Origin of the sequence: Frigidibacter sp. SD6-1, assembly GCF_030143255.1 — a bacterium.
GTDB lineage: Bacteria > Pseudomonadota > Alphaproteobacteria > Rhodobacterales > Rhodobacteraceae > TMP-24.
The window spans coordinates 303,619-327,322 of the sequence record NZ_JARJNR010000004.1 but is presented as its reverse complement, the minus strand read 5'-3'; the positions used below and the strand labels follow the sequence as shown (position 1 = coordinate 327,322).

Below are 23,704 nucleotides of genomic sequence, written 5' to 3'. Positions count from 1 at the left end.
CGCGGCCCCTTGCGGCCGCGAACGGCGCGGCGTCATATAGGCCCGTCAGGGGGCAGATGATGACCGACCGCCAGAACAGCCGTTCCCACCTTTTCTACCAGACCGACCATCCCCGCCCGGTACTCGACAGGGCGGAAGGCATCTATATGTGGGACGTGGACGGCAACCGCTTCATCGACGGCTCGTCCGGCGCGATGGTCTGCAATATCGGCCATTCGAACCCCCATGTGCTCGAGGCGATGCGCCGCCAGATGGAACGCTCGACCTTCGGCTATCGCCTCCATTTCGTGACCGAAGCATCCGAGGCGCTGGCCGCAAAGACGGTCGACCTGGCCTGGCCGGGCATGGACCGGGTGTTCTTCGTCTCGGGCGGCTCGGAAGCGGTGGAATCCGCCCTGAAACTCGCCCGGCAATATGCGGTGGCAAGCGGGCAGGACGGCCGCTGGAAAGTGATCTCGCGCTGGCCCTCCTATCACGGCTGTACGCTCGGGGCGCTGGCGATCTCGGGCTATGATGTGCTGACCGACCCGTTCCGCCCGATGATGCAGGCCATGCCCAAGGTGCCAGCGCCCCGCGCCTGGCTCGACGGGCTCGACCCGGCCGATCCCGCGACCGGGCGCCATTATGCCGAACAGCTTGACACGAAGATCCGCGAGGAGGGCGCCGACAGCGTTCTGGCCTTCATCCTCGAACCGGTCGGCGGCGCCTCGACCGGTGCGCTGGTTCCGCCTGCGGGCTACATGGAGGCGGTGCGCGAGGTCTGCGACCGGCACGGCGTCCTTCTGATCCATGACGAGGTCATGTCCGGAGGCGGCCGCACGGGGCGTTTCTTCGGTGGCCAGAACTGGACGGCCGCGCCCGATATCCTCGCCATCTCCAAGGGCTTCGGCGCGGGCTATGTGCCGCTCGGCGCCATGGTCGCGCGCGGCGACATCGTCGATCGGGTGATCGCGAAGGGCGGCTTCCTCCATGGCTTCACCTATGCAGGCAACCCCCTGGCCTGCGCCACCGGCCTTGCCGTGATCGAGGAGATCGAGCGTCAGGGCATGATGGCGAATGCCGTCTCGACCGGCGCTCTTCTGAAGGCCGGCCTCGCGCGGCTGATGGAGCGTTTCGCCTTCATCGGCGATGTGCGGGGGATGGGCCTCCTCCTCGCCTTTGAACTCGTCGCCGACCGCCGGACCAAGGAACCGCTCCCAGCCGCTTTCAGGGCCTTCGACCGGCTGACCGAGGCCGCCTATCAGCGCGGCCTCATCATCTACCCGCGCCGCTCGCGCGGCGGTTACGCGGGCGATCACCTGATCGTCGCGCCCCCGATGATCACCACGCCCGCCCAGGTCGAGGAGATTCTCGGCCTTCTGGGCGACGCGCTCGCCGCCTTCGCGACGGAACTGGACGAGGCAGGCATCAGATGCACCTGACCCCTGCCCCCTCTTCCGTTTGCAAATATCCTCGGGGGAGCGCGAGGGGGCGGAAGGCCCCCTCGCTCCGCCGCCGGGAGGTCGCGCCATGAGCAAGATCGTCATTTCCTGCGCCATCACCGGCTCGATCCACACGCCGTCGATGTCGCCACACCTGCCGGTGACGGGGCAAGAGATCGCACGCTCCGCCCTCGGCGCGGCCGAGGCGGGCGCGGCGATCCTGCATCTGCATGCCCGCGATCCGGCGAACGGCCGCCCCTCTGCCGATCCCGACCATTGGGCGGGCTTCCTGCCCGCCATCCATGCGGGCAGCGATGCCGTGATCAACATGACGACCGGCGGCTCGGCGGTGATGACGCTCGACCAGCGGCTCGCGGCACCGATGCGCTTCCGGCCCGAGATGTGCAGCCTGAACATGGGCACGATGAATTTCGCGCTCTACCCGATGGCGGCACGCATCCGGGACTGGAAACACGATTGGGAAAAACCCTTTCTCGACAATTCGGACGATCTGGTTTTCAGAAACACGCCCAGAGACATAGCGCATGTCCTTGAAGCGATGGGCGAAGAGCGTGGCGCGCGGTTCGAGTTCGAATGCTACGACATCGGCCATTTGTCGATGCTGCAGCATTTCATCCGGCGTGGTGCGGTGAAGCCGCCTTTCTACCTGCAGTTCGTCTTCGGCGTCCTCGGCGGCATGGCGGCGGACCCGGGTACGCTGACGCATCTGAAACGCGCCGCCGACAGGATGTTCGGCTCGGACTATCATTTCTCGGTGCTTGCCGCCGGGCGCGCGCAAATCCCGATGGCCACCATGGCCGCCGCCATGGGCGGGCATGTGCGGGTCGGGCTCGAGGACAATCTCTATATCGCCAAGGGTGTCCTTGCAGAATCGAATGCCCAGCAGGTCCGCCTGATCCGGGCGATCGTCGAAGGGCTGGGGCGTGAAGTGGCGACGCCGGCCGAGGCGCGCGCGCTTCTTGGTCTGAAAGGCAAGGAGGCGGTCGCACTATGACCGGCAGCGGCGCCAGTGCGATCACCACGCGCCGGGCGCAGGCGGAAGACGTGGCACTCCTCCGAGCGATGCTTCAGTCGCTCTCCGACCATGAAGGCGGGCCGCAGGTCGCTTCCGAAGAACGCCTCCTGTCTGACGGGTTCGGCGCGCGACCGCTCTTTCAGGCGCTTATCGCCGAGGAGGCGGGCGAACCGATCGGCATGATCCTCTGCTTCCCCGAATATTCCACCCACCGGGGCGAGCCCGGCCTATTTGTGCAAGACCTGTTCGTCGCGCCCGGCGCGCGCGGGCGCGGGCTTGGCCGGCTGCTTCTGAAGGCGGCGATGGCCGAACAGGACTGGGGTGCGCGCTATGTGACGCTGGGCGTCGATCCGGAGAACCGCATGGCGCTCGATTTCTACGAGATGCTCGGCTTCCGCCGCCGCAAGTACCGGCTCCTCCTGCTCGACGGCGCGCCGCTCGCCCGGCTTTGCCGCTGAGCGGGCGCTGTCAGGCGTTCTGGTCGATCAGATAGCGGTGCGACAAGGGAATGGCCGCCGCGCCGAGCGAGCGGGCGAGCGGCCCGATCGTGCCCTCGCGGATCGCCAGCGGCCCAACGCCCGCCAAATCGAGCCGGTGGTAATGCTCATGCGTCCGCCGCGCGAGCTCCGCGCGGACTGACGCAGGCATCCAGCCATCGATCAAGACCGCCTCAAGCTCGATCAGCGTCGCCGCCGACAGCGACGCCCAGGCAAGCCCTGCCGCCGCCCGGTCGATCCAGACCGACAGGACTTCTTGCCGGAAGGGCCAATGGTCGGGCTTTTCCCACAGAATATCGGCGCTTTCGCCCCCTGCCTCGATCTGGTCGGCGAGTGCGGACATCGAGGCGACCGACAGAAGGCGCTGCATCCGTCCGTCAGGCCCGGGCACCGGCATCGGGCCGACACCGGCGGCATTGCCGGTCCGGCCGAGATGCAGCTGGCCATTCAGCACCAGCCCGCCACCGATGAAGGTGCCGAAGTAGAAGTAAAGGAAATCCCTGGGCCGGTCGCCGGTTCCGAACACGAGTTCCGCCCGGCAGGCCGAGGTCGCATCGTTCTGGACATGCACCGGAAGGCCCGTTGCCTCGGCGAGTTCCGCCTGAATGTCGCGCGTTCGCCAGGCGTCCATCTCCGCCTGCGGTGCCCCGATGAACTCCACCCAGCTCCAGAGCTGGAAGGGCATCGCCACGCCCAGCCCGCCGATGCGCGCGCGTCCGTCCGCCGACACTGCCGCCGCTACCTCCGGCAGCGCCTCGCGCACGAAGGCCACGACCGTGTCGGGCGTCGGATAGCGGTAGACTTTCCGGCGCATCGCGCGCGCGCGCCCCAGGAAATCCACCAACGACAGATCGGCCGAGCGGCGCCCGATCTTCAGCCCCAGAAAGAAGGCGCCGTCGGGATTAAGCGACATCGGCACCGATGGCTGGCCGATACGGCCGCGCACCGGCTCGCCCCGGACCAGAAGGCCATCCTGTTCCAGTTGCCGCATGATGACCGACACGGTCTGCGCAGACAGGCCGGTCATGCGCGCGATATCGGATTTCGCCAGCGCCCCCTCCCCGCGCACAAGCGACAGGACCAGCCGCTCGTTGTGGGCCCGCATGCCCGACGCGTTCGAGCCCTTCAGCGCGACAACCTCGGTAGCAGGCCGGTCGGAACTCGCGTCTGTCATCGTCTGGCCTGTTCAGGGGCGAAGGCGCCGGAACGATCGCCCGGCGTGTTCGGCGGTGTAGCGGGGCGAGGCCCGGCGCAGCAAGGAGGCGCATATGTGGTGCCCGAAACCATTTCCCTGCCACACCCGGTCCACGCATCGGCCCCTAACCTGCGCGGCGTCATCGCTTCTGTCAATAATAATTCATTCTGATTTATTTAAGTTGACGAAGCGACGCGAATCGGTCTTTTTGTGTGCATCGCCGGGGGCCTGCGACATCCGGACGATCAATGCATGATCAATGCTCAGGGGCGCTCGCCCTTCTCTCGGGAGGATAGAATGACTTTCAGAACCACCGCACTCATGGGCGCTGCCGCCCTCGCGCTGATGGCGGGCGGGGCCTCGGCCGCCGATCTGGCCTGCCTCATCACCAAGAACAACACCAACCCCTTCTTCGTGAAGATGAAGGAAGGCGCCGAAGCGGCCGCCACCGCCGCCGGCCTCGATTTCCAGGCCTATGCCGGCGAAAAGGACGGCGACGCCGCCCCGCAGATCACCGCGATTGAGAACTGCATGGCCGCAGGCGCCAAGGGCATTCTGATCACCGCCTCGAACGACAGCGTCATCCCGGCGCTGAAGGAGGCGCGCGCGGCGGGCATCCTCGTCATCGCGCTCGACACGCCAATCGCCGACCCCGAGGCGCAGGACATGACCTTCGCCACCGACAATTTCGAGGCGGGCCTGCGCATCGGCAAATGGGCGGCGGGCAAGCTTGGGCCCGATGGCGTTGCGAACGCCAAGATCGCGATGCTCGACATCAACAAGGACAATATCTCGGTCGACGTCGCCCGTGACACCGGCTTCCTCGTCGGCTTCGGGATCGAGGTGCCGGACCTCAGCGTGATGGGCTCGGAAAGCGATCCGCGCGTCATCGGCCATGAATCCTCGGATGCGAACCCCGAAGGCGGCCTGCGCGCGATGGAAACGCTTCTGGCCAAGGACCCCGACATCAACGTCGTCTACACGATCAACGAACCCGCCGCCGAAGGCGCCTACCAGGCGCTGAAGAACGCGGGCAAGGAAGGCCAGGCGATCATCGTCTCGGTCGACGGCGGCTGCCCGGGCGTCGCTTCGGTCAAGTCGGGCGTCATCGGCGCCACCTCGCAGCAGTATCCGCTTCTGATGGCGTCGAAAGGCATCGAGGCGATCGTGGCCTACGCCGCCGACGGCACCAAGCCCGCCGCCTCCGAGGGCCTGTCCTTCTTCAACACCGGCGTCAACCTCGTCACCGACCAGCCGGTCGAGGGCGTCGAATCGATCGACTCCGCCAAGGGCACCGAGCTCTGCTGGGGCTGAGGGTCGTCACGAGTGGCTTGATATGTGGAAGGGCGGCTTTACAGTCGCCCTTCTTCACAAGGCGCGCGCCCTGATCCCGGGCGCGCCCGGAAAGGGAAGACAAGGATGAGCACGCCAGACGCGCCGACGAAGACGATTTCCGATTTCGAATCGACCCTCAGCCGCGCCGACGCGGCGGTCGCGTCGTTCGAACAGGACGACCGGACCTTCATCCATGTCCTGCGCAACTTCCTCAGGCGCAATCCGACGATGATCCCGGCCCTGGTGCTGCTGGTCTCGATCGCCGCCTTTTCGATCGTCGCGCCGCGTTTCTTCGGCATCGGGGCCCTTTCGACGATCCTCAAGCAGGTGACCGTCACCGGCTTCGTCGCCCTCGCCCAGACGCTGATCATCCTGACGGCCGGTATCGACCTTTCCGTGGGCGCGATCCTCGTCGTGTCGTCGCTCATCATGGGCAACCTCGCGGTCGGCGGCGTTCCCGTCCTGATCGCCGTCCTGATCGGCATCGCGACCGGCGGCGCAATGGGGCTGATGAACGGCCTCCTCGTCGCCCGCGTGAAGCTGCCGCCCTTCATCGTCACGCTCGGCACGCTCTCGGTCTTCACCTCGCTGAAACTCTGGTATTCGCAGTCGGAATCGATCCGCAATGCCGACATTGTCGAGAAATCCCCGGGCCTTCTCTGGTTCGGCCAGGGTTACAACATCGGCGGCGCCTCGATCTCCTACGGCGGCATAACGCTGATCCTGCTCGCGGGGCTTCTGTGGTATGTGCTGAACCACACCGCCTGGGGCCGCCATGTCCATGCGGTGGGCGATGACCCCGACGCGGCCATGCTCTCGGGCATCCATGTCGATCGCACCCTGATTTCCGTCTATGCCGTCGCGGGCCTGATCTGCGGCTTTGCCGCCTGGATCGCCATCGGCCGCGTCGGCTCCGTCTCGCCCATCGCATTCGAGACGGTGAACCTCGGCTCGATCACCGCCGTGGTGATCGGCGGCACCTCGCTTTTCGGCGGACGCGGCTCGATCGTCGGATCGGTCCTCGGTGCCTTCATCGTCGGCGTCTTCAACACCGGCCTCTCGCTCGCGGGCGTCGACGATTACTGGCAGATGTTCGCGGCCGGCTGCCTCGTCATCATCGCCGTGGCAATGGACCAATGGCTGCGGAGGGCCTCGCAATGACCACCCATCCGGTTTCCGGCCAACCGATCCTGCGCGCCAAGGGGCTGATGAAGCGCTACGGCACCGTCGTCGCGATGAATGGCGCCGATTTCGACCTGATGCCGGGCGAGATCATCGCCGTCATCGGCGACAATGGCGCGGGCAAGTCGACGCTGATCAAGGCGCTCTCCGGCGCCGTGACCCCCGACCATGGCACGATCGAGCTTGACGGCAAGCCCGTCCATTTCCGCTCCCCCGACGAGGCGCGCCAGGCGGGGATCGAGACGGTCTATCAAAACCTCGCCCTCTCGCCCGCGCTCTCCATCGCCGACAACATGTTCCTTGGCCGCGAATGGCGCGCGCCGGGCGTGATGGGCAGCCTCTTTCGCAAGATGGACCGGGCGCGTATGGAACAGTTCGCCCGCGACAAGCTCTCCGAACTCGGGCTGATGACGATCCAGGACATCACCCAGCCGGTCGAGACCCTGTCGGGCGGCCAGCGTCAGGGCGTGGCCGTGGCCCGCGCCGCCGCCTTCGGCTCGAAGGTGGTGATCCTCGACGAACCGACGGCGGCGCTTGGCGTCAAGGAAAGCCGCCGGGTGCTGGAACTCATTCGCGACGTCCGCGCGCGCGGCATCCCGATCATTCTCATCTCCCACAACATGCCGCATGTGTTCGAGGTCGCGGACCGCATCCATATCCACCGGCTCGGCCGAAGGCTTTGCGTCATCGACCCCAAGGAATATTCTATGGCCGATGCCGTTGCCTTCATGACCGGCGCGAAGCTGCCCGAAGGCATGGACGCCGACGCCGCATGACGCCCGGGGCGCTGGCCGATCTGATCGGGAAACGGGCCGAGGATTGCCCGGGGCCACGCTTTCTGGCGGGCATCGCCGGTCCGCCGGGATCGGGGAAATCGACGCTCGCCGCCGATCTGGCCCGGCGCCTCGGCGAGACCGCGAAGGTCGTGCCGATGGACGGGTTTCACTATGACGACGGGCTTTTGGCCACGCTCGGCCTCGCCCACCGCAAGGGCGCGCCCGAAACCTTCGACGCGGCGGGCTTCGGCCATCTCCTCGCCCGCCTTCGCACCGAGGCCAACGTCGCGATCCCGATCTTCGACAGGGGCATGGAACTTTCGCGCGCCGCCGCCGATCTGGTGACCGAGGATCACCGGATCCTTATCGTCGAAGGCAACTACCTCCTCCTCGACGACGCCCCATGGCGCGAGGCGCGACGCCATCTCGACCTCACGGTGATGCTCGATGTCCCCGAGGAGGAACTCCGCCGCCGCCTCCACGCCCGCTGGGCGCATTACGGGCGGTCAGAGGCGGCGGCCGAGACCTGGATCGCAACCAACGACCTGCCCAACATCCGCCGCGTTTGCGGCGGGTCGGCTCCGGCCGACATCGTTCTGTCGTGATCCGTCTCTACGCCCAAGGTCGTATGCGCCTGCCCCGCCTCCACCCTTGACCCGGACCGCGCGAGGCGAAAGCATCGCAGCGATCAGAGGAGGCGCCATGACCACCCTTCCCGCCAGCATCGACGAGGTCGCGACCCTCCTCGACCGTCAAGGCTATGTGGCCGACCGCGCGCTGGCCACCGTCACCTTCCTCGCCCTCCGGCTCGGCCGCCCGCTCTTCCTCGAAGGCGAGGCGGGCGTCGGCAAGACCGAGATCGCCAAGGCGATCGCGACCGCTCTCGGCCGCCGGCTGATCCGGCTGCAATGCTATGAAGGTCTCGACCAGGCCTCCGCCGTCTGCGACTGGAACTTCGCCGCCCAGATGATCGCGATCCGCAGCGCCGAGGCGGCGGGCGGCGCCGAGCGCCAAGCGCTTCGGACCGAACTTTTCACCGAAGACTATCTGATCGAACGCCCGCTCCTCGCCGCCATGCGCCCCCAGCCGGGCGGCGCCCCTGTCCTTCTGATCGACGAGATCGACCGCACGGACGAACCATTCGAGGCCTTCCTCCTCGAGGCGCTCTCGGACTTCCAGGTCACAATCCCGGAACTCGGCACGATCCGCGCACCAGAACCGCCCATCGTCATCCTGACCTCGAACCGCACGCGTGAGATCCACGACGCGCTGAAACGCCGCTGCCTCTATCACTGGGTCGATTACCCCGCCTTCGACCGCGAGATGGCGATACTGCATGCCCGCGCCCCCGAGGCGACCGAAAGCCTCAGCCGCGAGATCGTGGCCTTCGTCCAGCGCCTCCGCGCCGAGGATCTCTTCAAGCGCCCGGGCGTGGCCGAAACCATCGACTGGGCCAAATGCCTCCTCGCGCTCGATGTCATCGCCTTGTCACCCGAGGTAATCGCCGACACGCTGGGCGCGATCCTGAAATATCAGGATGATATCCAGAAGATCGCCGGATCGGAGGCCGCGCGCCTGCTGGGCGAGGCACGCGCCGGTCTTGCCGCAGAATGACCATGCCCGCCCCTCTTTCGTTTGCAAATATCCCGGGGGTGCGGGGGCAGAGCCCCCGCGACGGCGGCAATGGCTGACGCACCGCCACTCGAGATCCCCGAAGACGGCAGGCTCGCCGCCAATATCACCCATTTCGCCCGGGCGCTCAGGAAGGCGGGACTGCGCCTTGGTCCCGGCAAGGTCCTCGGCGCGATCCGTGCGGTCGCGGCGGCTGGCTTCACTGACCGGCGGGATTTCTACTGGACGCTGCACGCCTCCTTCGTGTCGCGTCCCGAGGACCGGGCGATCTTTGCCCAGACCTTCCGGCTCTTCTGGCGCGACCCGCGTTATCTCGAACAGATGATGAGCCTTCTGCTGCCCTCGATCCGGGGCCTGCAGGAGGACCGCAAGGCCGCCGCAGCGGAACGGCGGGCGGCAGCCGCCCTGCTGGACGGAATGATCCCTGAAGGGATAGAGGCACCGCCCGCGCCGGACGATGAACTGCAGATCGAGGGCGACGCGACCGGAACGTCGTCGGGCGAGGAACGGCTGAGGACGCTCGACTTCGAACAGATGAGCCCGGCCGAGATGGCCGAGGCGCGGCGGATGATCGCGCGGCTTCACCTGCCGGTCCCACCGCTCGCCTCGCGCCGCACCGCACCAGCCGCGCGCGGCCCGATCGCCGACTGGCGCCGCACCATCGCGCTCAGCCTCCGCCGCGGCGGCGAGATCGGCACGCTCGCGACCCGCAGGCGGCGCGCACGCCAGCCCAATCTGGTGGTCCTGTGCGACATATCGGGGTCAATGTCGCACTACAGCCGCATGGTCCTGCATTTCCTTCACGCGGTCGCGAACCAAAAGGGCGCGGGCGGTTGGGCAGATGTCCATGCCTTCACCTTCGGCACGCGGCTGACCAACATCACCCGCCATCTCGCGCGCCGAGATGTCGATCAGGCGCTGGCGGCGGCGGGGGCAGAGGCGCAGGACTGGCAGGGCGGCACACGGATCGGCGGCTGCCTGCATGCCTTCAACCGCGACTGGGCGCGCCGCGTGATGGGTCAGGGCGCGGTGGTCCTCTTGATCACCGACGGTCTGGACCGCGACCCGGCAAGCGACCTTGCCAGAGAGATGGAGCGGCTGCATCTCGCCAGCCGCCGCCTTGTCTGGGTCAACCCGCTCCTGCGCTTTCAGGGCTTTGCGCCCCGCGCCCGTGGCATCGCCACCATGCTGCCCCATGTCGACACGCTGGTCGCGGGCCATTCGGTCGCCACTCTTGCCGCGCTCGGCGCGGCGCTGTCGGCCTCGGCGGGCAGCGGCGAGAAGGATCGCCTCCTCGCCCTCATGCGCGGCTGAGCCACGGCCGGGGCGGAAAAATCTTCGCGAAGATTTTTCCGCGGCACCGCATCGCGCGGCTTCGACCTTTTGACACTGGCGTCGCACGACATCCCCGATCATAGTCGCCCCATGTCGACCGCCGATCACGACCAGATTCCCGAACGCGCGCTTGCCTGGCACCGGGCCGGCACGGGCGCCGCTATCGCCACCGTCGTCGAGACCTGGGGCTCCGCCCCCCGGCCGGCCGGATCGCTGCTCGCCGTTTCCGGCGCGGGCGAGATGGCGGGATCGGTCTCGGGCGGCTGCGTCGAGGGCGCGGTGGTCGCCGAGGCGCTTGAGGCGCTTCAGGACTGCAAGCCGCGCCTTCTGACCTTTGGCGTCGCCGATGAGGATGCCTTCGCGGTGGGTCTTGCCTGCGGCGGCACGATCCGGGTGCTGGTCGAACCCGTGGGCGGGGCCATGCCCGAAGGCCTCCTGGCCGAAATCGTCGCCGCCCGCGCCGCCCGGCTGCCGCGCGCCTATCTGGTGAACCTCGACAGCTGGTCGCGCAGGCTCGCAGGGCCGGACGGGCCGCTCGCCGCCCGCTTCCGCGCCGATCAGTCAGGCCTGGACGGGGCGGAGTTCGCCGTGATCCACAACCCGCCCCTGCGCATGGCCATCGTCGGCGCCGTCCATATCGCCCAGGCGCTTGTGCCGCTGGCACGGGCCTGCGGTTACGATCCGCTGCTGATCGACCCGCGCGACGCCTTCGGCTCGGCCGCGCGCTTTCCCGGCGAGAGGATCAGCCAGGACTGGCCGGACGAGGCATTGCGATCCTTCGGGCTCGATCCGCGCACCGCTGTCGTTACCCTTACACACGATCCCAAGCTCGACGATCCGGCGATCCGCGCGGCACTGCGTTCCGACATCTTCTATCTCGGCTGCCTCGGTTCCAGCCGCACCCATGCCAAGCGCGTGGCCCGCCTGACGGACGCAGGCTTCACCGGGGCCGAGATCGCCCGCATCCATGCCCCCGTCGGCCTCGACATCGGCGCGAAAAGCCCCGGCGAGATTGCGGTGGCGATCATGGCCGAGGTCACTCAGGCGCTGCGGCGCCCGGCCCGGCAGGTCACATGAAGTTCGGCCCGCGACCGGTCGGCGAGGCGCTTGGCACGATCCTTGCGCATTCGCTGAAGCTGAATGGCCGGAAGCTCGCCAAGGGCACACTCCTCGGCGCCGGGCAGATCGCGGAGTTGCGTGCCCACGGCGTTCAGGCAGTGACCGTCGCAGAGCTTGAACCGGGCGACGTGGGCGAGGATGAGGCCGCAGCCCGGCTCGCGGCCGCCTTGGTCCCCGATCCGGCGGAGGCGGGTCTGCGCCTCACGCCGCCCCATGCCGGTCGCGTCAATCTGGTGGCCGACCGGCCGGGCATTGTCGCGCTCGATGCGCCCAGGCTTCATGCGCTGAACCGTGTCGATCCGGCGATCACGCTCGCCACCCTGCCCGATCATGCGCGGGTCGCGCCTGGAACCTTGGTCGGAACCGTCAAGATCATTTCCTATGCCGTCGCGGGTGCTCTCGCTGAAACGGCGGCCGCAAGGGCCCGGGCCGCGATCGGGGTGCGCCCGGTCGTCTTGCGCACGGCGGCGCTGATCCTGACCCGTGCCCCGGGCGACGATCCGAAGCTGGCCGCAAAAGGCCGCGAGGCGATGCGCGGTCGGTTGACGTCACTCGGCATCGAACTGCGAAGGATCGACGAAGTTCCGCACGAGGAGGCGGCCCTGTCGGAGGCACTTCGCGGATGCGACGAGGAGCTGATCCTGATCCTTACCGGCGCCGCCACCTCCGACCTTCACGACACCGCGCCTCAGGCGCTGCGCCGGGCCGAGGGGCATGTGGCACGGTTCGGCATGCCGGTCGATCCCGGAAACCTGCTCTTCCATGGCACGCTCCGGGACCGGCCGGTGATCGGCCTGCCCGGCTGTGCCCGCTCGCCGGCGCTCAATGGTGCTGACTGGGTGCTGGAACGCCTCGCCTGCGGTCTCGCTGTCACCGACGAAGACATCGCGGCGATGGGCGTGGGCGGCCTTCTGAAGGAAATCCCGATCCGCCCGCTGCCGCGCGACCGGGGGGCGGCGCGCGGCGACTGATCCTGTTGGCAAGGGCGCGACGGCTGCTCGGCGACCGACGAAAGTCCGGCTATGAAAGGCCCATGAACGACATCCTGTCCCGCCCCTATGCCGCGTGTGATTTCGACAGGTGCCTGTCGATCTTCGATGGGAACCTGCCCGACTTCTTCGATCCGGCGGAGCGGACGGACTTCGTCCAGTTCCTGCGTGATAGTGCCGCGTCGGCAGCGCCCTATCTGGTGCTGGAGCGGGACGGCCGGGTGATCGCCTGCGGCGGCTTGGACAAAGCCCCCGGCAGCCGCAGCGCGGGCCTTTGCTGGGGCATGGTGGACCGCCCGCTGCACGGAACGGGGCTTGGCACGCGCCTGACCGAGGCGCGGCTCGCACTGGCCCGCTCCCTTCCCGGGATCGACGAGGTCGTGCTCTCCACGAGCCAGCACACGCGCGCCTTTTATGCGCGGTTCGGCTTTGCCGTCACCCGGGTCACGCCTGACGGTTTCGGCCCGGGCCTCGATCGCTGTGACATGCGCCTTTGCCTGACATAGCGGCGCCGTCACGTCGGGGCCGGCGGGTTTCACCCGGACTGCCGCGACCTGTCAGCCCAGCAGAAAGGCCGCCAGTTCCTCCGCCCGGAGCGGCTTCTGCAAGAGCCCCCAGGGCGCCGCCCGCCGCTCGACTTCGGTCGAGCGGTTTGCGCTGATCACGCGCGCCCGGACGGGGCCATAGGCCGCGCTCAATGCCTCCAGACAGCTTGCGCCATCCATCCCGGCGCCGAGGTGATAGTCGGCGAGGAAATGATCCGGCACCACGCCCATGTCGGCAACAAGCGCGAGCGCCTCTTCGCCGGTTGCGACGTCGATCACGCTGAAACCCCAGTTTTCCAGAAGAAGCGCGAGAGCCTTCCGCACGCCTTCGTCATTCTCGATCAGACAGACGATCTGGCCGCCCGGCACCTCCGGCGGTGCGGCCCAGCCGGTGCCGACGTGCGGACCGGCAGAGGCCATCGCGGTCAGGGGCAGCGTGAGCGCAAAACAGGTGCCGCGCCCGACCTCCGACGCAAGATCGAGCGGATGGCCGAGGATCGCCGCTGCCCGCTCGACAATGGCAAGGCCTAGCCCCATGCCCTCCGACGCCGAGGCACGGCCGCCGATGCGGTGGAACTCGCGGAAGATGCTGGCGCGTTCCGTCTCGGGAATGCCGGGGCCGGTATCGCGCACCTCGACCCGCACGGTGCCGGACCCGCGCCTTACGCCCACCAGCACGCGGCCCTGCAGGGTATAGCGGATCGCATTGCCGATCAGGTTTTGCAGGATGCGCCGCAGGTAGGTCGCATCGCTTTCGACCATCGCGGCCGTCGGCACGATGCGGAAGTCGAGACCCTTGCGGGCGGCGAGCGGCGCAAATTCGTCCGAAAGCTGTCGCAGCAGTCGGCCAAGATCGACCGGGCCGGCGTCGATCGCCACCCGGCCCGCCTCGAGCCGCGAGATGTCGAGCAGCGCCTCCAGAATCTGCTCGACGCTGCCAAGCGCGTTCTGCGCCTTTTCAAGCGCTGCCGATGTGGCCGGGTTGCCGACGGTGCCGTCGGTCGCCGCCGCCATGAAGAGCTTTGCCGCCGACAGGGGCTGCAGCAGATCGTGACTGGCCGCCGCGACGAAGCGGGCGCGCGCTGCATTGGCGCGTTCGGCCTCGCCGAGCGCACGGGCCAGATCCTCGGTCCGGTCCTGCACCCGCTGTTCCAGCGTCTCCTTCGCCTCGGAGATCGCACGGAGCGCCGAACGTTCGGTGCTGATGTCGGTCACGCTCATCACGAAGCCCCGGTCGGGCATTTCTTCGGCGAAGACCGCAAGAACCGTCTCGTGGCCCCGCGCGAGCTCGAAGGTCAGGGCCGGGCGCGGGTCTTCTGTCGCGACCCAACTCAGAAGCGCATCGAGGCCAAAGCCGCCACCGAACCGCATCTCGGAGCCAAGCGCGGTAACGAGGCTTTCGAACCCCGCGCCGAGCCGCAGCCGCCCGACCGGGATCGAGAGCAGATCGGCGAGCTTGCGGTTCCAGCCCAGAAGCCGCCGTTCCCGGTCGAAGATGCCGACCCCCTGCCCCAGATGGTCGAGCGTCGCGCGGATGATCCGCGCCTGTTCGTCCAGAAGCTTGCCGCGTTCCTGCCGTTCCAGCCGCAGGATCTCGGTCACGTCGGTCTGGATGATGACGGTACCGCCGTCGGGCGTCCGATGTTCGGATACCTGCACCCAGCGATCGCCGGTCAGCGGCACGGTGAAGATCACATGCCGGTCGCCATGACGGCGCAGCCGCCGTTCGGCCCAGGCCGCCGCGCTGACGCCCGGCTCGCGCGCGAGGTCGGCCGACGTGCTGACCAGGCCCACATAGTCGGTGAAGGAAAGTCCCGGGCGCAGTTCCTGATGGATACCGCCAAGCTGCATGCCGAAGCGCGAGTTGCACAGAACCAGCCGCTCGTCGGCACCAAAAAGCGCAAAGCCTTCCTGCACCGTCTCGATCGCATTGGCGAGGTTCTGGCGCGCGGCTTCGGCCTCGCGCGTTGCGGCGGCCAGAAGCGCGTTCGAGCCATTGAGGAGGTCGAGCGCGCGTTCCAGTTCGCGCGTGCGGTCCCGCACCTGATCTTCCAGCATCACCGCACGCTGGAACTGCGCATACGCCGCCCCGCCGTCGTCGGTCGCCTGCTCGACCCGCCGCATCAGCACTTCGGCGATCTGGATCAGCTTTTCGCGCTGACGTTCCGGCGGATCGGCGGGATTAACCAGCGAGAGGGTCATCGCGCGCCCTCCTCCGGCGGATAGATCGCCACGCCGGTCATCGTCTGGTTCACATGCATGGCGCCCAATTGTTCGCCATAGGTCGAAAAGCCCACGACACGGTGGCGGCGAAGAAGGTCGGACAGGCGGCCGAACGCCTGTTTTTCCTGCGCCTCGATCCGCCTCAGCACGCAGTCGCACGCCAGGATCGCCGCTGGCGGTTCGCCCTGCGCCAGCGCGTCAAGCTCGCGCGCCAGATGGTCGGCCATGTCCTGCGGCTCGGCCAGCGTCAGCACCAGCCCCTCGCCGATGGCCGAGAAGAAATGCAGATCGCCGTTCGCCTCCATCCGCTGGATCGAGCGCACATGATGGCGCCCGCCGAAACGCACGACGACCGGATGGGCGGCGAAGGTAAAGGTGGTCAGTTGTGCGGGGTCCTTGCCCAGAAGGCGCGCATATTCGAAAGCGGCCGGTTCGGCATTGATCGTGTGAACGATGCGCCGCGCCGGATCGGCGCCGGTCACCACCATGCGCTGATCGGTCGGCACCAGATGGTCGAGGTTGAAGACCTTCACCCGGCAGCGACTGCGGACGAAGGTGATCACGGCGGCCTTCTGCAGCGCGCGCCCCTCGTGAAAGACGAACGTATTGCCGAACCTCAGCCCGTCGCCCGCCGAGCCACCGAAAAGCGGCACAGGCCCGAGTGCCGCCGCGAGTGCTGCGGTCAACTCATCTTCCCGGCGCGACAGGCCGTCGACCATGACGAAGGCGAACTCGCCTTCCCAATCGGGCCGCGTGCGTGCCAGCGTCTGCCGCGCGCGGATCATGTCGCTGATCAGGCTTTCTCCCGCCAGGTCATCGAGGTCGGGCACCAGCCGCTTCTCTACGGCGAAGAGATCGGCGGGCAGGCCGATGGCGAGGATCCGGCCCTCGACATAGCCATCGGGCGAGATTTCCCCTGCGGTCGTGCAGCCGATCACCGGAACGGGCGCGAACCGGGCGCACGCGCGCCGGGCGACGGCCTCCGCATCCGCTTCGGGCGAGACGAAGAGAAAGATGGCGGCGAGCGGCGGCCCGGCGAGCGTCTTTGCGATCTCTTCGACCGGGTCGCCCTCTGCTTCGGCGGGACGCGCGGGCGCGACGCCGACGCGCAGCACGTCTCCGGCCTCGGCCCAGGATGTGAGAACTGTCTGCGCGCCGCTCATCCGTTCCTCCGCTGCGGGAGGTTACGCAGCACCATCGCGCCCTGACAAGAGTGCGGCAAAATCGACGCCCTTGGCCATCAGCACCGCCTGTGTGCGGCTGAAGACGCCCAGCTTGCGCATGATCGCGGTGACATGGGCCTTCACCGTCGTCTCGGCGATCGACAGGTCATAGGCGATCTGCTTGTTCAGCCGCCCCTCGCAGATCAGCTGCAGGATACGCGCCTGCTGCGGGGTCAGAAGCCGCATCTTTTCGATCGGGTCCTCGTCGGGCAGAGTGCCGGGTTGATAGCCCTCCGGCACATAGGTTCGGCCCGCGCCGATGGCAGCGAAGGCGGCGCGGAAGACATCACGCGCGCTGTGTTTCGGCACGAACCCCGCCGCTCCGGCCTTCAGCGCTGCGCCGATGACGCGCGGTTCCGCCATCGAGGAGACGACAAGGATCGGCACGCCACGCGCAACGCGCGCGACGCGGATCAGCCCGTCCATGCCGCTGACATCGGGCAGGTTGAGGTCGAGCACGACAATATCGGGGCGCGCACCGGAGGCGAGATGCGCAATCGCCGCCTCGATCCGGTCGGCGGTCTCGATCTGCTCGACCCCGAGGAAGGCGCTGAGCGTCATCGACAGGGCTTCGGAAAACAGGGGGTGATCCTCGACGATCAGCGCCGAGGTCAGGGGCCGTGGTCCGGTTGTGGCCTCGCTGGTCACGCCAGTTCTCCCTCCAGGCCCGACCATAGCAAGCCGTCGCTTCCCGGCAACTGGCCAAAGGTCGGACATAGCGCGGCCCTGCACACAACCTATGGACGAATCGCACCTGCCCCGGCCAGACTGGTCCACAGCCGGGACTACGACCAAGGTCAAATAGCCGAGGCATTGCCGAGCGCCTAGAGTTGCCGCGAGCCAGGGCCAAGCCAGCGCCAAGCCACGGGGGAGAGCCGCGCCGATGCAACTGACCGACGACCGCCTGATCCGGGCTGACACCGACACAGTCTGGCGCGCGATCCTCGACCCCGAGGTGCTGAAAGCCTGCATTCCGGGCTGCGAAAACCTGACCGGATCACCCGAGGCGGGATACGAGGCGGTTGTGGCGCAGAAGATCGGTCCGGTCTCGGCCCGCTTCGCCGGCGTCGTCAGCCTGTCTGACCTGCGCCCCGGCGAAGGGCTGACATTGTCCGGCGAGGGCAAGGGCGGGGCGGCGGGCTTTGCGAAGGGCAGCGCGCAGGTGAGTTTCGCGGCCGAGGGCGATGCGACGCGGCTGACCTATACGGTCGATGCCAATGTCGGCGGCAAGATCGCGCAATTGGGCAGCCGCCTGATCGACAGTTTCGCCAAGAAACTCGCCGACCAGTTCTTCGAACGGTTCCAGGCGGCGGTCGAGGGGCCGGGCGAAGCGGCAGAGGAAGAATTGGCGGAGGTCGATGGCGACGCCACCGCAGAGAAGAAGGGTTGGTTCAAACGACTCGTGGGCGGCTGAACCGCCGAAAGTACCAAGGAATGATCCAAGGGAGGAAAAGATGACGAAAGTCTCGATGACCGTGAACGGCAAGGCCGTTTCCGGCGAGGCGGAGGGGCGGACGCTTCTGTCCGCCTTTCTGCGCGAAGGGCTGGGCCTGACCGGCACCCATGTCGGATGCGACACATCGCAATGCGGCGCCTGTGTGGTGCATGTCGACGGTCGCGCGGTGAAAAGCTGCACCGTCTTCGCGCTTGACGTGGCGGGGGCAGAGGTGCGGACCATCGAAGGCATGGCTAACCTCGACGGTTCGCTCGGCACGATCCAGCAGGCCTTCCAGGATCATCACGGGCTGCAATGCGGCTTCTGCACGCCGGGCATGGTGATGTCGGCGGCGGCGCTTCTGGCCGAAAATCCGAAACCCAGCGAGGCCGACGTCCGCCACTACCTGGAAGGCAACATCTGCCGCTGCACCGGCTACCACAATATCGTCAAGGCGGTCCTTGCCGCGTCCGGACAGGACGTGTCGGCCGTCGCGGCGGAATGAGGGAGGGGAAAATGCCGAAGGATCATGGAATTGGCGCAAGCTCGAAGCGCCGCGAGGATATCCGCTTCCTCACCGGTCGCGGGGTCTACACCGACGACATGAACCTGCACGGGCAGGCCTATGCGGTCTTCGTCCGCAGCCAGGTCGCGCATGGCCGGATCAAATCGATTGACACGTCAGCGGCCGCCGCGATGCCCGGCGTCCTTGCCGTCTTCACCGGCGAGGATTTCAAGGACGTGGGCGGCAACCCGGCCGGCTGGCTGATCAATTCGCGCGACGGCACGCCGATGCGCGAGCCCAAGCGCCCGGTCCTTGCCCATGGCAAGGTCCGGCATGTGGGCGATGCCTATGCCGCCGTGGTGGCCGAGAGCTACGCCGAGGCGAAGGATGCCGCTGAACAGCTCGCCGCCGACAGCGAGATCGAGGAACTGCCCGCGATCATCGACATGGCGGCGGCGCTCGCGGATGCCTCGATCCGCGTCCATGACGAGATCCCCGACAACCAGTGCTTCGACTGGGGCTGGATCGAGGACAACCGCGCCGCCGTCGATGCCGCGATCAAGGCCGCTCCCCATGTCACGACGCTCGAACTGGTGAACAACCGCCTTGTGCCGAACGCGATGGAGCCCCGCGCCTCGATCGGCGAATATTTCCCCGGCACCGGCGATTACAAGCTGACGACGACCAGCCAGAACCCCCACCTGACGCGCTTGCTGGTTGCGGCCTTCGTGATGGGCATTCCGGAAAACAAGCTGACCGTTGTGGCCCCTGACGTCGGCGGCGGCTTCGGCTCGAAAATCTACCATTACGGCGAAGAGGCGCTGGTTCTGGCGGCGGCGAAGAAGCTCGCCCGCCCGGTGCGCTGGACGGCGGAACGGTCGGAAAGCTTCCTCTCCGACGCCCATGGCCGCGACCATGTGACGAAGATCGAACTGGCCTGCGAGACGGACGGCACCTTCATCGCCTTCCGGACCGAGACGATGGCCAATGTCGGCGCCTATCTCTCGAACTTCTCGACCGCGACGCCCACCTTCCTCCATGGCACGCTGATGGCCGGACCCTACAAGGTGCCGAACGTCTATGTGAACGTGAAGACGGTCTTCACCAATACCGCGCCCGTCGATGCCTATCGCGGCGCGGGACGGCCGGAGGCCACCTTCTCGCTCGAGCGGGTCATCGACAAGATGTGCCGCGAGCTTGGCCTCGACCCGTTCGATGTGCGCCGGAAGAACCTGTTGACCAAGGACATGTTCCCCTACACCACCCCGGTCGGCCTCGCCTATGATACGGGCGACTATCACGCGACCCTCGACAAGGCGATGGACATGGCCGACGTCGCGGGTTTCGAGACGCGCCGCGCGGCCTCCGCCGCGAGGGGCAAGCTCCGCGGCATGGGACTTTCGACCTGGATCGAGGCCTGCGGCATCGCGCCCTCGCATCTCGTCGGCGTCCTCGGCTCCCGCGTCGGGCTTTACGACGCGGCGACCGTCCGGGTGAACGCGACAGGCAATATCAGCGTGATGACCGGCGCCCACAGCCACGGACAGGGGCATGAGACGGTCTTCGCCCAGATCGTCGCAGAGAAACTCGGCGTGCCCGAGGCCTCGGTCGAGATCGTCCATGGCGACACGTCGAAGATCCCCTTCGGCATGGGATCCTACGGCTCGCGCTCGCTCGCGGTCTGCGGGGTGGCCGTCACGAAGGCCATCGACAAGATCGTCGCCAAGGGCAAGAAGATCGCCGCCCACATGCTGGAAGCCGCCGAGGAGGATATCACCTTCGAGGCGGGCACGTTCAGCGTGGCGGGCACCGACAAGGCCAAGACCTTCGGCGAGATCGCCTTCTCGGCCTATGTGCCCCACAACTACCCGCTGGAAACCCTTGAGCCGGGGCTGGAGGAAACCGCCTTCTACGACCCGGCCAACTTCACCTACCCGGCGGGCGCCTATATCTGCGAGGTCGAGGTCGACGAGGGCACCGGCAAGGTCGATGTCGTGGCCTTCCACTGCGCCGACGATTTCGGCAACATCATGAACCCGATGGTGGTCGAGGGCCAGGTTCATGGCGGCGTCGGTCAGGGCATCGGCCAGGCCTTGTGCGAGAACACGACATACGACGACACCGGCCAGCTCCTGACCGGGTCCTACATGGATTATGCCATGCCGCGCGCGGATGACGTGCCCTTCTACAATGTCGATTATTCCTGCCAGACCCCCTGCACCCACAATCCCTTGGGCGTGAAGGGCTGCGGCGAGGCGGGCGCCATCGGCTCGCCGCCCGCCGTCGTCAATGCGGTGATCGACGCGCTGCATCGCGGCGGCTACACCCACGTCAAACATATCGACATGCCGGTCTCGCCTTCGCGGGTCTGGCAGGCGATCCACGGCTGAGAGGAGGGAGCCATGCATAACTTCGATTTCGTCAAACCCGCCTCGATTGCCGATGCGGTGAAGGCCCTTGCGTCCGACGGCGCGCAGGCGCTCTCGGGCGGCCAGACCCTGCTTCCCACGATGAAGCAGCGACTGGCGGCACCCGCCGTGCTCGTCAGCCTCACCGGCATCGCCGAGATGAGGGGCGTCTGCAAGGGCGACGGCGGGCTGCATGTCGGCGCCGCCACCAGCCATGCCACGGTCGCGAAGGAGGCCGCCGCGCATTACCCGGCACTCGCGGCGCTGGCGGGCGGCATCGGCGACCCGGCGGTGCGCAATCGCGGCACGATCGGCGGCTCGATCGCCAACAACGACCCCGCCGCCTGCTATCCGGCGGGCGTGCTGGGCTCCGGCGCGACCGTCGTGACGAACAGGCGCAAGATCGCGGCGGACGACTTCTTCCAGGGCCTGTTCTCGACGGCACTGGAAGAAGGCGAGATCGTCACCGAGGTCCGCTTCCCCATCCCCGAGAAAGCGGCCTATGTGAAGTTCCGCCAACCCGCCTCGCGCTTCGCCCTCACCGGCGTCTTCGTCGCCAAGACCGGCGGCACGGTGCGCGTCGCCGTGACGGGCGCGGGCCAGGGTGGCGTCTTCCGTTGGACCGAGGCGGAGGCCGCGCTCGCGCGCGCCTTCAGCGCGGATGCGATCAGCGGCCTTGCCGTCCCGGCAGGCGACATGATCAGCGACCTCCACGGCACGGCCGCCTACCGCGCCAACCTCGTGAAGGTGCTGACCGGTCGCGCGGTGACTGCGGCTGGGTGATCGGCGAAGGGCAGCGACCTGCCTTTCATCTTGGTCCAAATACCTCGGGGGTCCGGGGGCAGAGCCCCCGGCCCTTTCCGTTTCTCCTTCCCCTCGGGCTTCCAATTCCCGGGCTCCGGGGTAGTCTGGCGCGGAAACCCTCCGGAGGCCCGCCATGAAGAACAGTCGCCCCACCCTCGGCGTCGCCCTCACGCTCGATGCGCTCGAACGGGTCGAGGGGCTGCGGGACTTCGTCTTCGACCGCGACCGCGATCTGGAAGTCCAGGATCTGGTGCCGGTGGGCGCGCTGGTCGAGGACCGCTGGACATACACGGTCGAGCGCGCCCGCCCGCTCCTTGACGGCCACAAGGGCCGCGTGGGTATCCACGGCCCCTTCGAAGGGCTCTTCATCGACACGCCCGACCCCGAGGTCCGCGCCATCGTCCAGACAAGGCTCGATGCCGCGCTCTCGGCCGCCATCGGCCTCGACCGGGGGCGCGGCCTTGGCCATATCGTGATCCACAGCCCCTATACGACCTGGCACTGGTACAACCGCGGCACGCATTACGATGATACGGCCGCGATCCTCGAGCGCACCCACCGCTGCCTCGGACCTGCGGTGAGGCGGGCCGAGGACCACGGGCTGACCTTCGTGATCGAGAATTGCGAGGACAAGGACCCTGCCGAGCGGGTCGCCCTTGCCGCCTCCTTCAACTCGCCTGCCGTGCGGGTCTCGCTCGATACCGGCCACGCCCACTATGCCCATGGCTCGACCGGCGCGCCGCCCGTCGATGTCTTCGTCCATGCGGCGGGCGCGGCACTCGCCCATGTCCATCTGCAGGATGCCGACGGCGTGGCCGACCGCCACTGGCAGATCGGCAAGGGATCGATCCACTGGCATGCGGTCTTTGCACAGCTGGCCAAACTGCCTGAAATGCCGCGCCTGATCGTCGAACTGGCCCAGATCCGCGACATATTCGCCTCTGCCGCCTTCCTCAGCGCGGCGGGCCTCGCCGACTGATCAGGCCCGGCAGGACACGAGGTGATTGTCCCAGGCCGGGCCGCCCTTCGACAGCGGCGCAAGGCCCCCATCATCGCAGGCCCAGATGCCGCCCTGCCCGTCGGTTGCGACGAACCCCGCGCCCTCTGCCGCCACGCCGCAGACATCCGCCCTGCGATGAGTGGCAAGGGCAGCGCCCGCGCCATCGAAGAGCATCAGCGCGCCGCCCTTCGGCGAGGTGATCGCGATCCGCCCCCCGTCCGCTGTCCAGGCGATGGACCCGGCATAGCCCTTCATGGCGAAGGCATCCGCCTCGGCGGGCGGGCACAGTACCGCCGCCCCGCCGGGCCGCCAGAGGCCGAGTTGCGGCACTGCCTCCGCCGGATCGCCTTCCCACTGCATGGCAAAGGCCACCCGGTCGCCGTGAACAGCGAGATGGCGGATCGAATTCTGGTGCAGGTCCTGGTCCAGTTCCGCCTGCCCGGTTAGCTGCCCCTGCGCGTCCAGAAGGCTCAGGTTCGGGCGCATTCGGTCGACGTTAAGCATCGTCCGGTCGGTCGGATCGGTTTCGATCCCGCCATTGGCGACCACCAGCCGCCCGCCGGGCAAAAGCTTCATGTCATGCGGCCCGATGCCACCGGTCTGCCATTCGCCGATCCGCCGGTAGGCTTCCGTCTCCCACAGGCCGACCCGGCCATCGGAGCCTTCCGCCTCCACCTCCGACGTCATCAGCACCGACCCGTCCGGCGAGAAGACGCCATGGCCGTTGAACTGCCGTCCGTCGGGCGGGGTAAGGCGACGGGTCACCGCACCGGTCACACAATCCAACACGATGGCGAAAGTGCCGGGGCGGCGGGCGAAGGCTACCGTCTCGGCCCGGACCGGATGGGTCGCGGCGGCATGGCCGCGTGCGGGAAGCGCGATCCGGAAGATATCCTCGCCCCGTTCGGTCAGCCCATGCAGGCTGTAGCCCTCGCCCTCCTTGCCTGCCGCAACGAAGGCGGGGCTGCCCGCCTCTGCCCAGCTCATCCGCGCGGGCAATGCCGCCGCCGCAAGCCCCGCCAGAAATCCGCGCCGCGTCGCCAT

The 23,704-nt window shown here is 67.8% G+C and carries 22 protein-coding genes; 17 read left to right on the top strand and 5 right to left on the bottom strand.

The window, feature by feature from the left end:
• Positions 1-59 precede the first annotated feature (59 nt).
• The 3 genes from P0645_RS09945 to P0645_RS09935 all read left to right on the top strand — a co-directional run bounded on the left by P0645_RS09945 (position 60) and on the right by P0645_RS09935 (position 2,915).
• Positions 60-1,421 carry an aminotransferase family protein gene (locus tag P0645_RS09945; protein ID WP_284164412.1) on the top strand — a complete coding sequence of 454 codons (1,362 nt, stop codon included), beginning with the start codon at positions 60-62 and terminating at the stop codon, positions 1,419-1,421.
• An 88-nt stretch (positions 1,422-1,509) separates the two neighbouring features.
• Positions 1,510-2,436, top strand: coding sequence for a 3,5-dioxohexanoate:acetyl-CoA acetone transferase (gene kce / locus P0645_RS09940; RefSeq protein ID WP_284164411.1), 927 nt, complete (start codon positions 1,510-1,512; stop codon positions 2,434-2,436).
• Positions 2,433-2,915: a GNAT family N-acetyltransferase gene (locus tag P0645_RS09935; protein ID WP_284164410.1), complete on the top strand. Its 483-nt coding sequence runs from the start codon at positions 2,433-2,435 to the stop codon at positions 2,913-2,915. Before kce ends, P0645_RS09935 begins: the two co-directional genes overlap by 4 nt.
• A 10-nt stretch (positions 2,916-2,925) precedes the next feature.
• Here the strand turns inward: P0645_RS09935 and P0645_RS09930 are convergent, their stop codons facing one another.
• A complete protein-coding gene (locus P0645_RS09930; RefSeq protein ID WP_284164409.1) occupies positions 2,926-4,128 on the bottom strand; it encodes an ROK family transcriptional regulator in 1,203 nt (400 codons plus the stop codon).
• Between the two features lie 318 nt (positions 4,129-4,446).
• Between P0645_RS09930 and P0645_RS09925 the strand changes: the two genes are divergently transcribed.
• The 9 genes from P0645_RS09925 to P0645_RS09885 all read left to right on the top strand — a co-directional run bounded on the left by P0645_RS09925 (position 4,447) and on the right by P0645_RS09885 (position 13,023).
• Positions 4,447-5,463 carry a substrate-binding domain-containing protein gene (locus P0645_RS09925; RefSeq protein ID WP_284164408.1) on the top strand — a complete coding sequence of 339 codons (1,017 nt, stop codon included), beginning with the start codon at positions 4,447-4,449 and terminating at the stop codon, positions 5,461-5,463.
• Between the two features lie 105 nt (positions 5,464-5,568).
• Entirely contained in the window at positions 5,569-6,645 is a 1,077-nt protein-coding gene (locus P0645_RS09920; protein ID WP_284164407.1) for an ABC transporter permease, read from the top strand.
• A complete protein-coding gene (locus tag P0645_RS09915) occupies positions 6,642-7,442 on the top strand; it encodes an ATP-binding cassette domain-containing protein (RefSeq protein WP_284164406.1) in 801 nt (266 codons plus the stop codon). The genes P0645_RS09920 and P0645_RS09915 overlap by 4 nt, the downstream gene beginning before the upstream one ends.
• Positions 7,439-8,047 (top strand): nucleoside triphosphate hydrolase, encoded by a 609-nt coding sequence (locus P0645_RS09910; RefSeq protein ID WP_284164405.1) that lies wholly within the window; start codon positions 7,439-7,441, stop codon positions 8,045-8,047. The genes P0645_RS09915 and P0645_RS09910 overlap by 4 nt, the downstream gene beginning before the upstream one ends.
• A 97-nt stretch (positions 8,048-8,144) precedes the next feature.
• Entirely contained in the window at positions 8,145-9,056 is a 912-nt protein-coding gene (locus P0645_RS09905) for an AAA family ATPase (protein ID WP_284164404.1), read from the top strand.
• A 69-nt stretch (positions 9,057-9,125) separates the two neighbouring features.
• Positions 9,126-10,388: a vWA domain-containing protein gene (locus P0645_RS09900; protein ID WP_284164403.1), complete on the top strand. Its 1,263-nt coding sequence runs from the start codon at positions 9,126-9,128 to the stop codon at positions 10,386-10,388.
• A 111-nt stretch (positions 10,389-10,499) separates the two neighbouring features.
• Positions 10,500-11,486: an XdhC family protein gene (locus P0645_RS09895; RefSeq protein WP_284164402.1), complete on the top strand. Its 987-nt coding sequence runs from the start codon at positions 10,500-10,502 to the stop codon at positions 11,484-11,486.
• On the top strand, positions 11,483-12,499 hold the full coding sequence (locus P0645_RS09890) for a molybdopterin-binding protein (RefSeq protein WP_284164401.1): 1,017 nt from the start codon (positions 11,483-11,485) through the stop codon (positions 12,497-12,499). The genes P0645_RS09895 and P0645_RS09890 overlap by 4 nt, the downstream gene beginning before the upstream one ends.
• 62 nt (positions 12,500-12,561) lie before the next feature.
• Positions 12,562-13,023 carry a GNAT family N-acetyltransferase gene (locus P0645_RS09885; RefSeq protein WP_284164400.1) on the top strand — a complete coding sequence of 154 codons (462 nt, stop codon included), beginning with the start codon at positions 12,562-12,564 and terminating at the stop codon, positions 13,021-13,023.
• 51 nt (positions 13,024-13,074) lie between these two features.
• Here the strand turns inward: P0645_RS09885 and P0645_RS09880 are convergent, their stop codons facing one another.
• Genes P0645_RS09880 through P0645_RS09870 form a run of 3 tightly spaced genes read right to left on the bottom strand, consistent with a single transcriptional unit; the run spans position 13,075 to position 17,156 of the window.
• Entirely contained in the window at positions 13,075-15,264 is a 2,190-nt protein-coding gene (locus tag P0645_RS09880; protein WP_284164399.1) for a hybrid sensor histidine kinase/response regulator, read from the bottom strand.
• The gene (locus P0645_RS09875) at positions 15,261-16,448 is read right to left on the bottom strand and encodes an FIST N-terminal domain-containing protein (protein WP_284164398.1); all 1,188 of its coding nucleotides are present in this window, start codon (positions 16,446-16,448) and stop codon (positions 15,261-15,263) included. The genes P0645_RS09880 and P0645_RS09875 overlap by 4 nt, the downstream gene beginning before the upstream one ends.
• A 21-nt stretch (positions 16,449-16,469) precedes the next feature.
• Complete coding sequence (locus tag P0645_RS09870; RefSeq protein ID WP_284164397.1) at positions 16,470-17,156, bottom strand: response regulator transcription factor; 687 nt, start codon at positions 17,154-17,156, stop codon at positions 16,470-16,472.
• 235 nt (positions 17,157-17,391) lie between these two features.
• On the opposite strand from P0645_RS09870, the gene P0645_RS09865 reads away from it, so the two are divergent.
• The 5 genes from P0645_RS09865 (at position 17,392) to P0645_RS09845 (ending at position 22,639) form a co-directional block, all read left to right on the top strand.
• The gene (locus tag P0645_RS09865) at positions 17,392-17,922 is read left to right on the top strand and encodes an SRPBCC family protein (protein WP_284164396.1); all 531 of its coding nucleotides are present in this window, start codon (positions 17,392-17,394) and stop codon (positions 17,920-17,922) included.
• Between the two features lie 40 nt (positions 17,923-17,962).
• Entirely contained in the window at positions 17,963-18,448 is a 486-nt protein-coding gene (locus tag P0645_RS09860; protein WP_284164395.1) for a (2Fe-2S)-binding protein, read from the top strand.
• An 11-nt stretch (positions 18,449-18,459) separates the two neighbouring features.
• Positions 18,460-20,838 carry a xanthine dehydrogenase family protein molybdopterin-binding subunit gene (locus P0645_RS09855; RefSeq protein ID WP_284164394.1) on the top strand — a complete coding sequence of 793 codons (2,379 nt, stop codon included), beginning with the start codon at positions 18,460-18,462 and terminating at the stop codon, positions 20,836-20,838.
• Positions 20,839-20,850: 12 nt separating this feature from the next.
• Positions 20,851-21,639 (top strand): FAD binding domain-containing protein, encoded by a 789-nt coding sequence (locus P0645_RS09850; RefSeq protein ID WP_284164393.1) that lies wholly within the window; start codon positions 20,851-20,853, stop codon positions 21,637-21,639.
• A 154-nt stretch (positions 21,640-21,793) separates the two neighbouring features.
• Positions 21,794-22,639: a sugar phosphate isomerase/epimerase family protein gene (locus P0645_RS09845; RefSeq protein WP_284164392.1), complete on the top strand. Its 846-nt coding sequence runs from the start codon at positions 21,794-21,796 to the stop codon at positions 22,637-22,639.
• On the opposite strand, the gene P0645_RS09840 is transcribed toward P0645_RS09845, so the two are convergent.
• Complete coding sequence (locus tag P0645_RS09840; RefSeq protein WP_284164391.1) at positions 22,640-23,704, bottom strand: DUF1513 domain-containing protein; 1,065 nt, start codon at positions 23,702-23,704, stop codon at positions 22,640-22,642. It abuts the gene before it with no gap.

Coding starts and splice junctions, on each gene's coding strand:
- P0645_RS09850 (WP_284164393.1), top strand. CDS start 20,851: ATGCATAACTTCGATTTCGTCAAACCCGCCTCGATTGCCGATGCGGTG.
- P0645_RS09860 (WP_284164395.1), top strand. CDS start 17,963: ATGACGAAAGTCTCGATGACCGTGAACGGCAAGGCCGTTTCCGGCGAG.
- P0645_RS09930 (WP_284164409.1), bottom strand. CDS start 4,128: ATGACAGACGCGAGTTCCGACCGGCCTGCTACCGAGGTTGTCGCGCTG.
- P0645_RS09920 (WP_284164407.1), top strand. CDS start 5,569: ATGAGCACGCCAGACGCGCCGACGAAGACGATTTCCGATTTCGAATCG.
- P0645_RS09900 (WP_284164403.1), top strand. CDS start 9,126: ATGGCTGACGCACCGCCACTCGAGATCCCCGAAGACGGCAGGCTCGCC.
- P0645_RS09865 (WP_284164396.1), top strand. CDS start 17,392: ATGCAACTGACCGACGACCGCCTGATCCGGGCTGACACCGACACAGTC.
- P0645_RS09840 (WP_284164391.1), bottom strand. CDS start 23,704: ATGGCGACGCGGCGCGGATTTCTGGCGGGGCTTGCGGCGGCGGCATTG.
- P0645_RS09885 (WP_284164400.1), top strand. CDS start 12,562: ATGAACGACATCCTGTCCCGCCCCTATGCCGCGTGTGATTTCGACAGG.
- P0645_RS09945 (WP_284164412.1), top strand. CDS start 60: ATGACCGACCGCCAGAACAGCCGTTCCCACCTTTTCTACCAGACCGAC.
- P0645_RS09895 (WP_284164402.1), top strand. CDS start 10,500: ATGTCGACCGCCGATCACGACCAGATTCCCGAACGCGCGCTTGCCTGG.
- P0645_RS09855 (WP_284164394.1), top strand. CDS start 18,460: ATGCCGAAGGATCATGGAATTGGCGCAAGCTCGAAGCGCCGCGAGGAT.
- P0645_RS09845 (WP_284164392.1), top strand. CDS start 21,794: ATGAAGAACAGTCGCCCCACCCTCGGCGTCGCCCTCACGCTCGATGCG.
- kce (WP_284164411.1), top strand. CDS start 1,510: ATGAGCAAGATCGTCATTTCCTGCGCCATCACCGGCTCGATCCACACG.
- P0645_RS09925 (WP_284164408.1), top strand. CDS start 4,447: ATGACTTTCAGAACCACCGCACTCATGGGCGCTGCCGCCCTCGCGCTG.
- P0645_RS09890 (WP_284164401.1), top strand. CDS start 11,483: ATGAAGTTCGGCCCGCGACCGGTCGGCGAGGCGCTTGGCACGATCCTT.
- P0645_RS09880 (WP_284164399.1), bottom strand. CDS start 15,264: ATGACCCTCTCGCTGGTTAATCCCGCCGATCCGCCGGAACGTCAGCGC.
- P0645_RS09915 (WP_284164406.1), top strand. CDS start 6,642: ATGACCACCCATCCGGTTTCCGGCCAACCGATCCTGCGCGCCAAGGGG.
- P0645_RS09935 (WP_284164410.1), top strand. CDS start 2,433: ATGACCGGCAGCGGCGCCAGTGCGATCACCACGCGCCGGGCGCAGGCG.
- P0645_RS09905 (WP_284164404.1), top strand. CDS start 8,145: ATGACCACCCTTCCCGCCAGCATCGACGAGGTCGCGACCCTCCTCGAC.
- P0645_RS09910 (WP_284164405.1), top strand. CDS start 7,439: ATGACGCCCGGGGCGCTGGCCGATCTGATCGGGAAACGGGCCGAGGAT.
- P0645_RS09875 (WP_284164398.1), bottom strand. CDS start 16,448: ATGAGCGGCGCGCAGACAGTTCTCACATCCTGGGCCGAGGCCGGAGAC.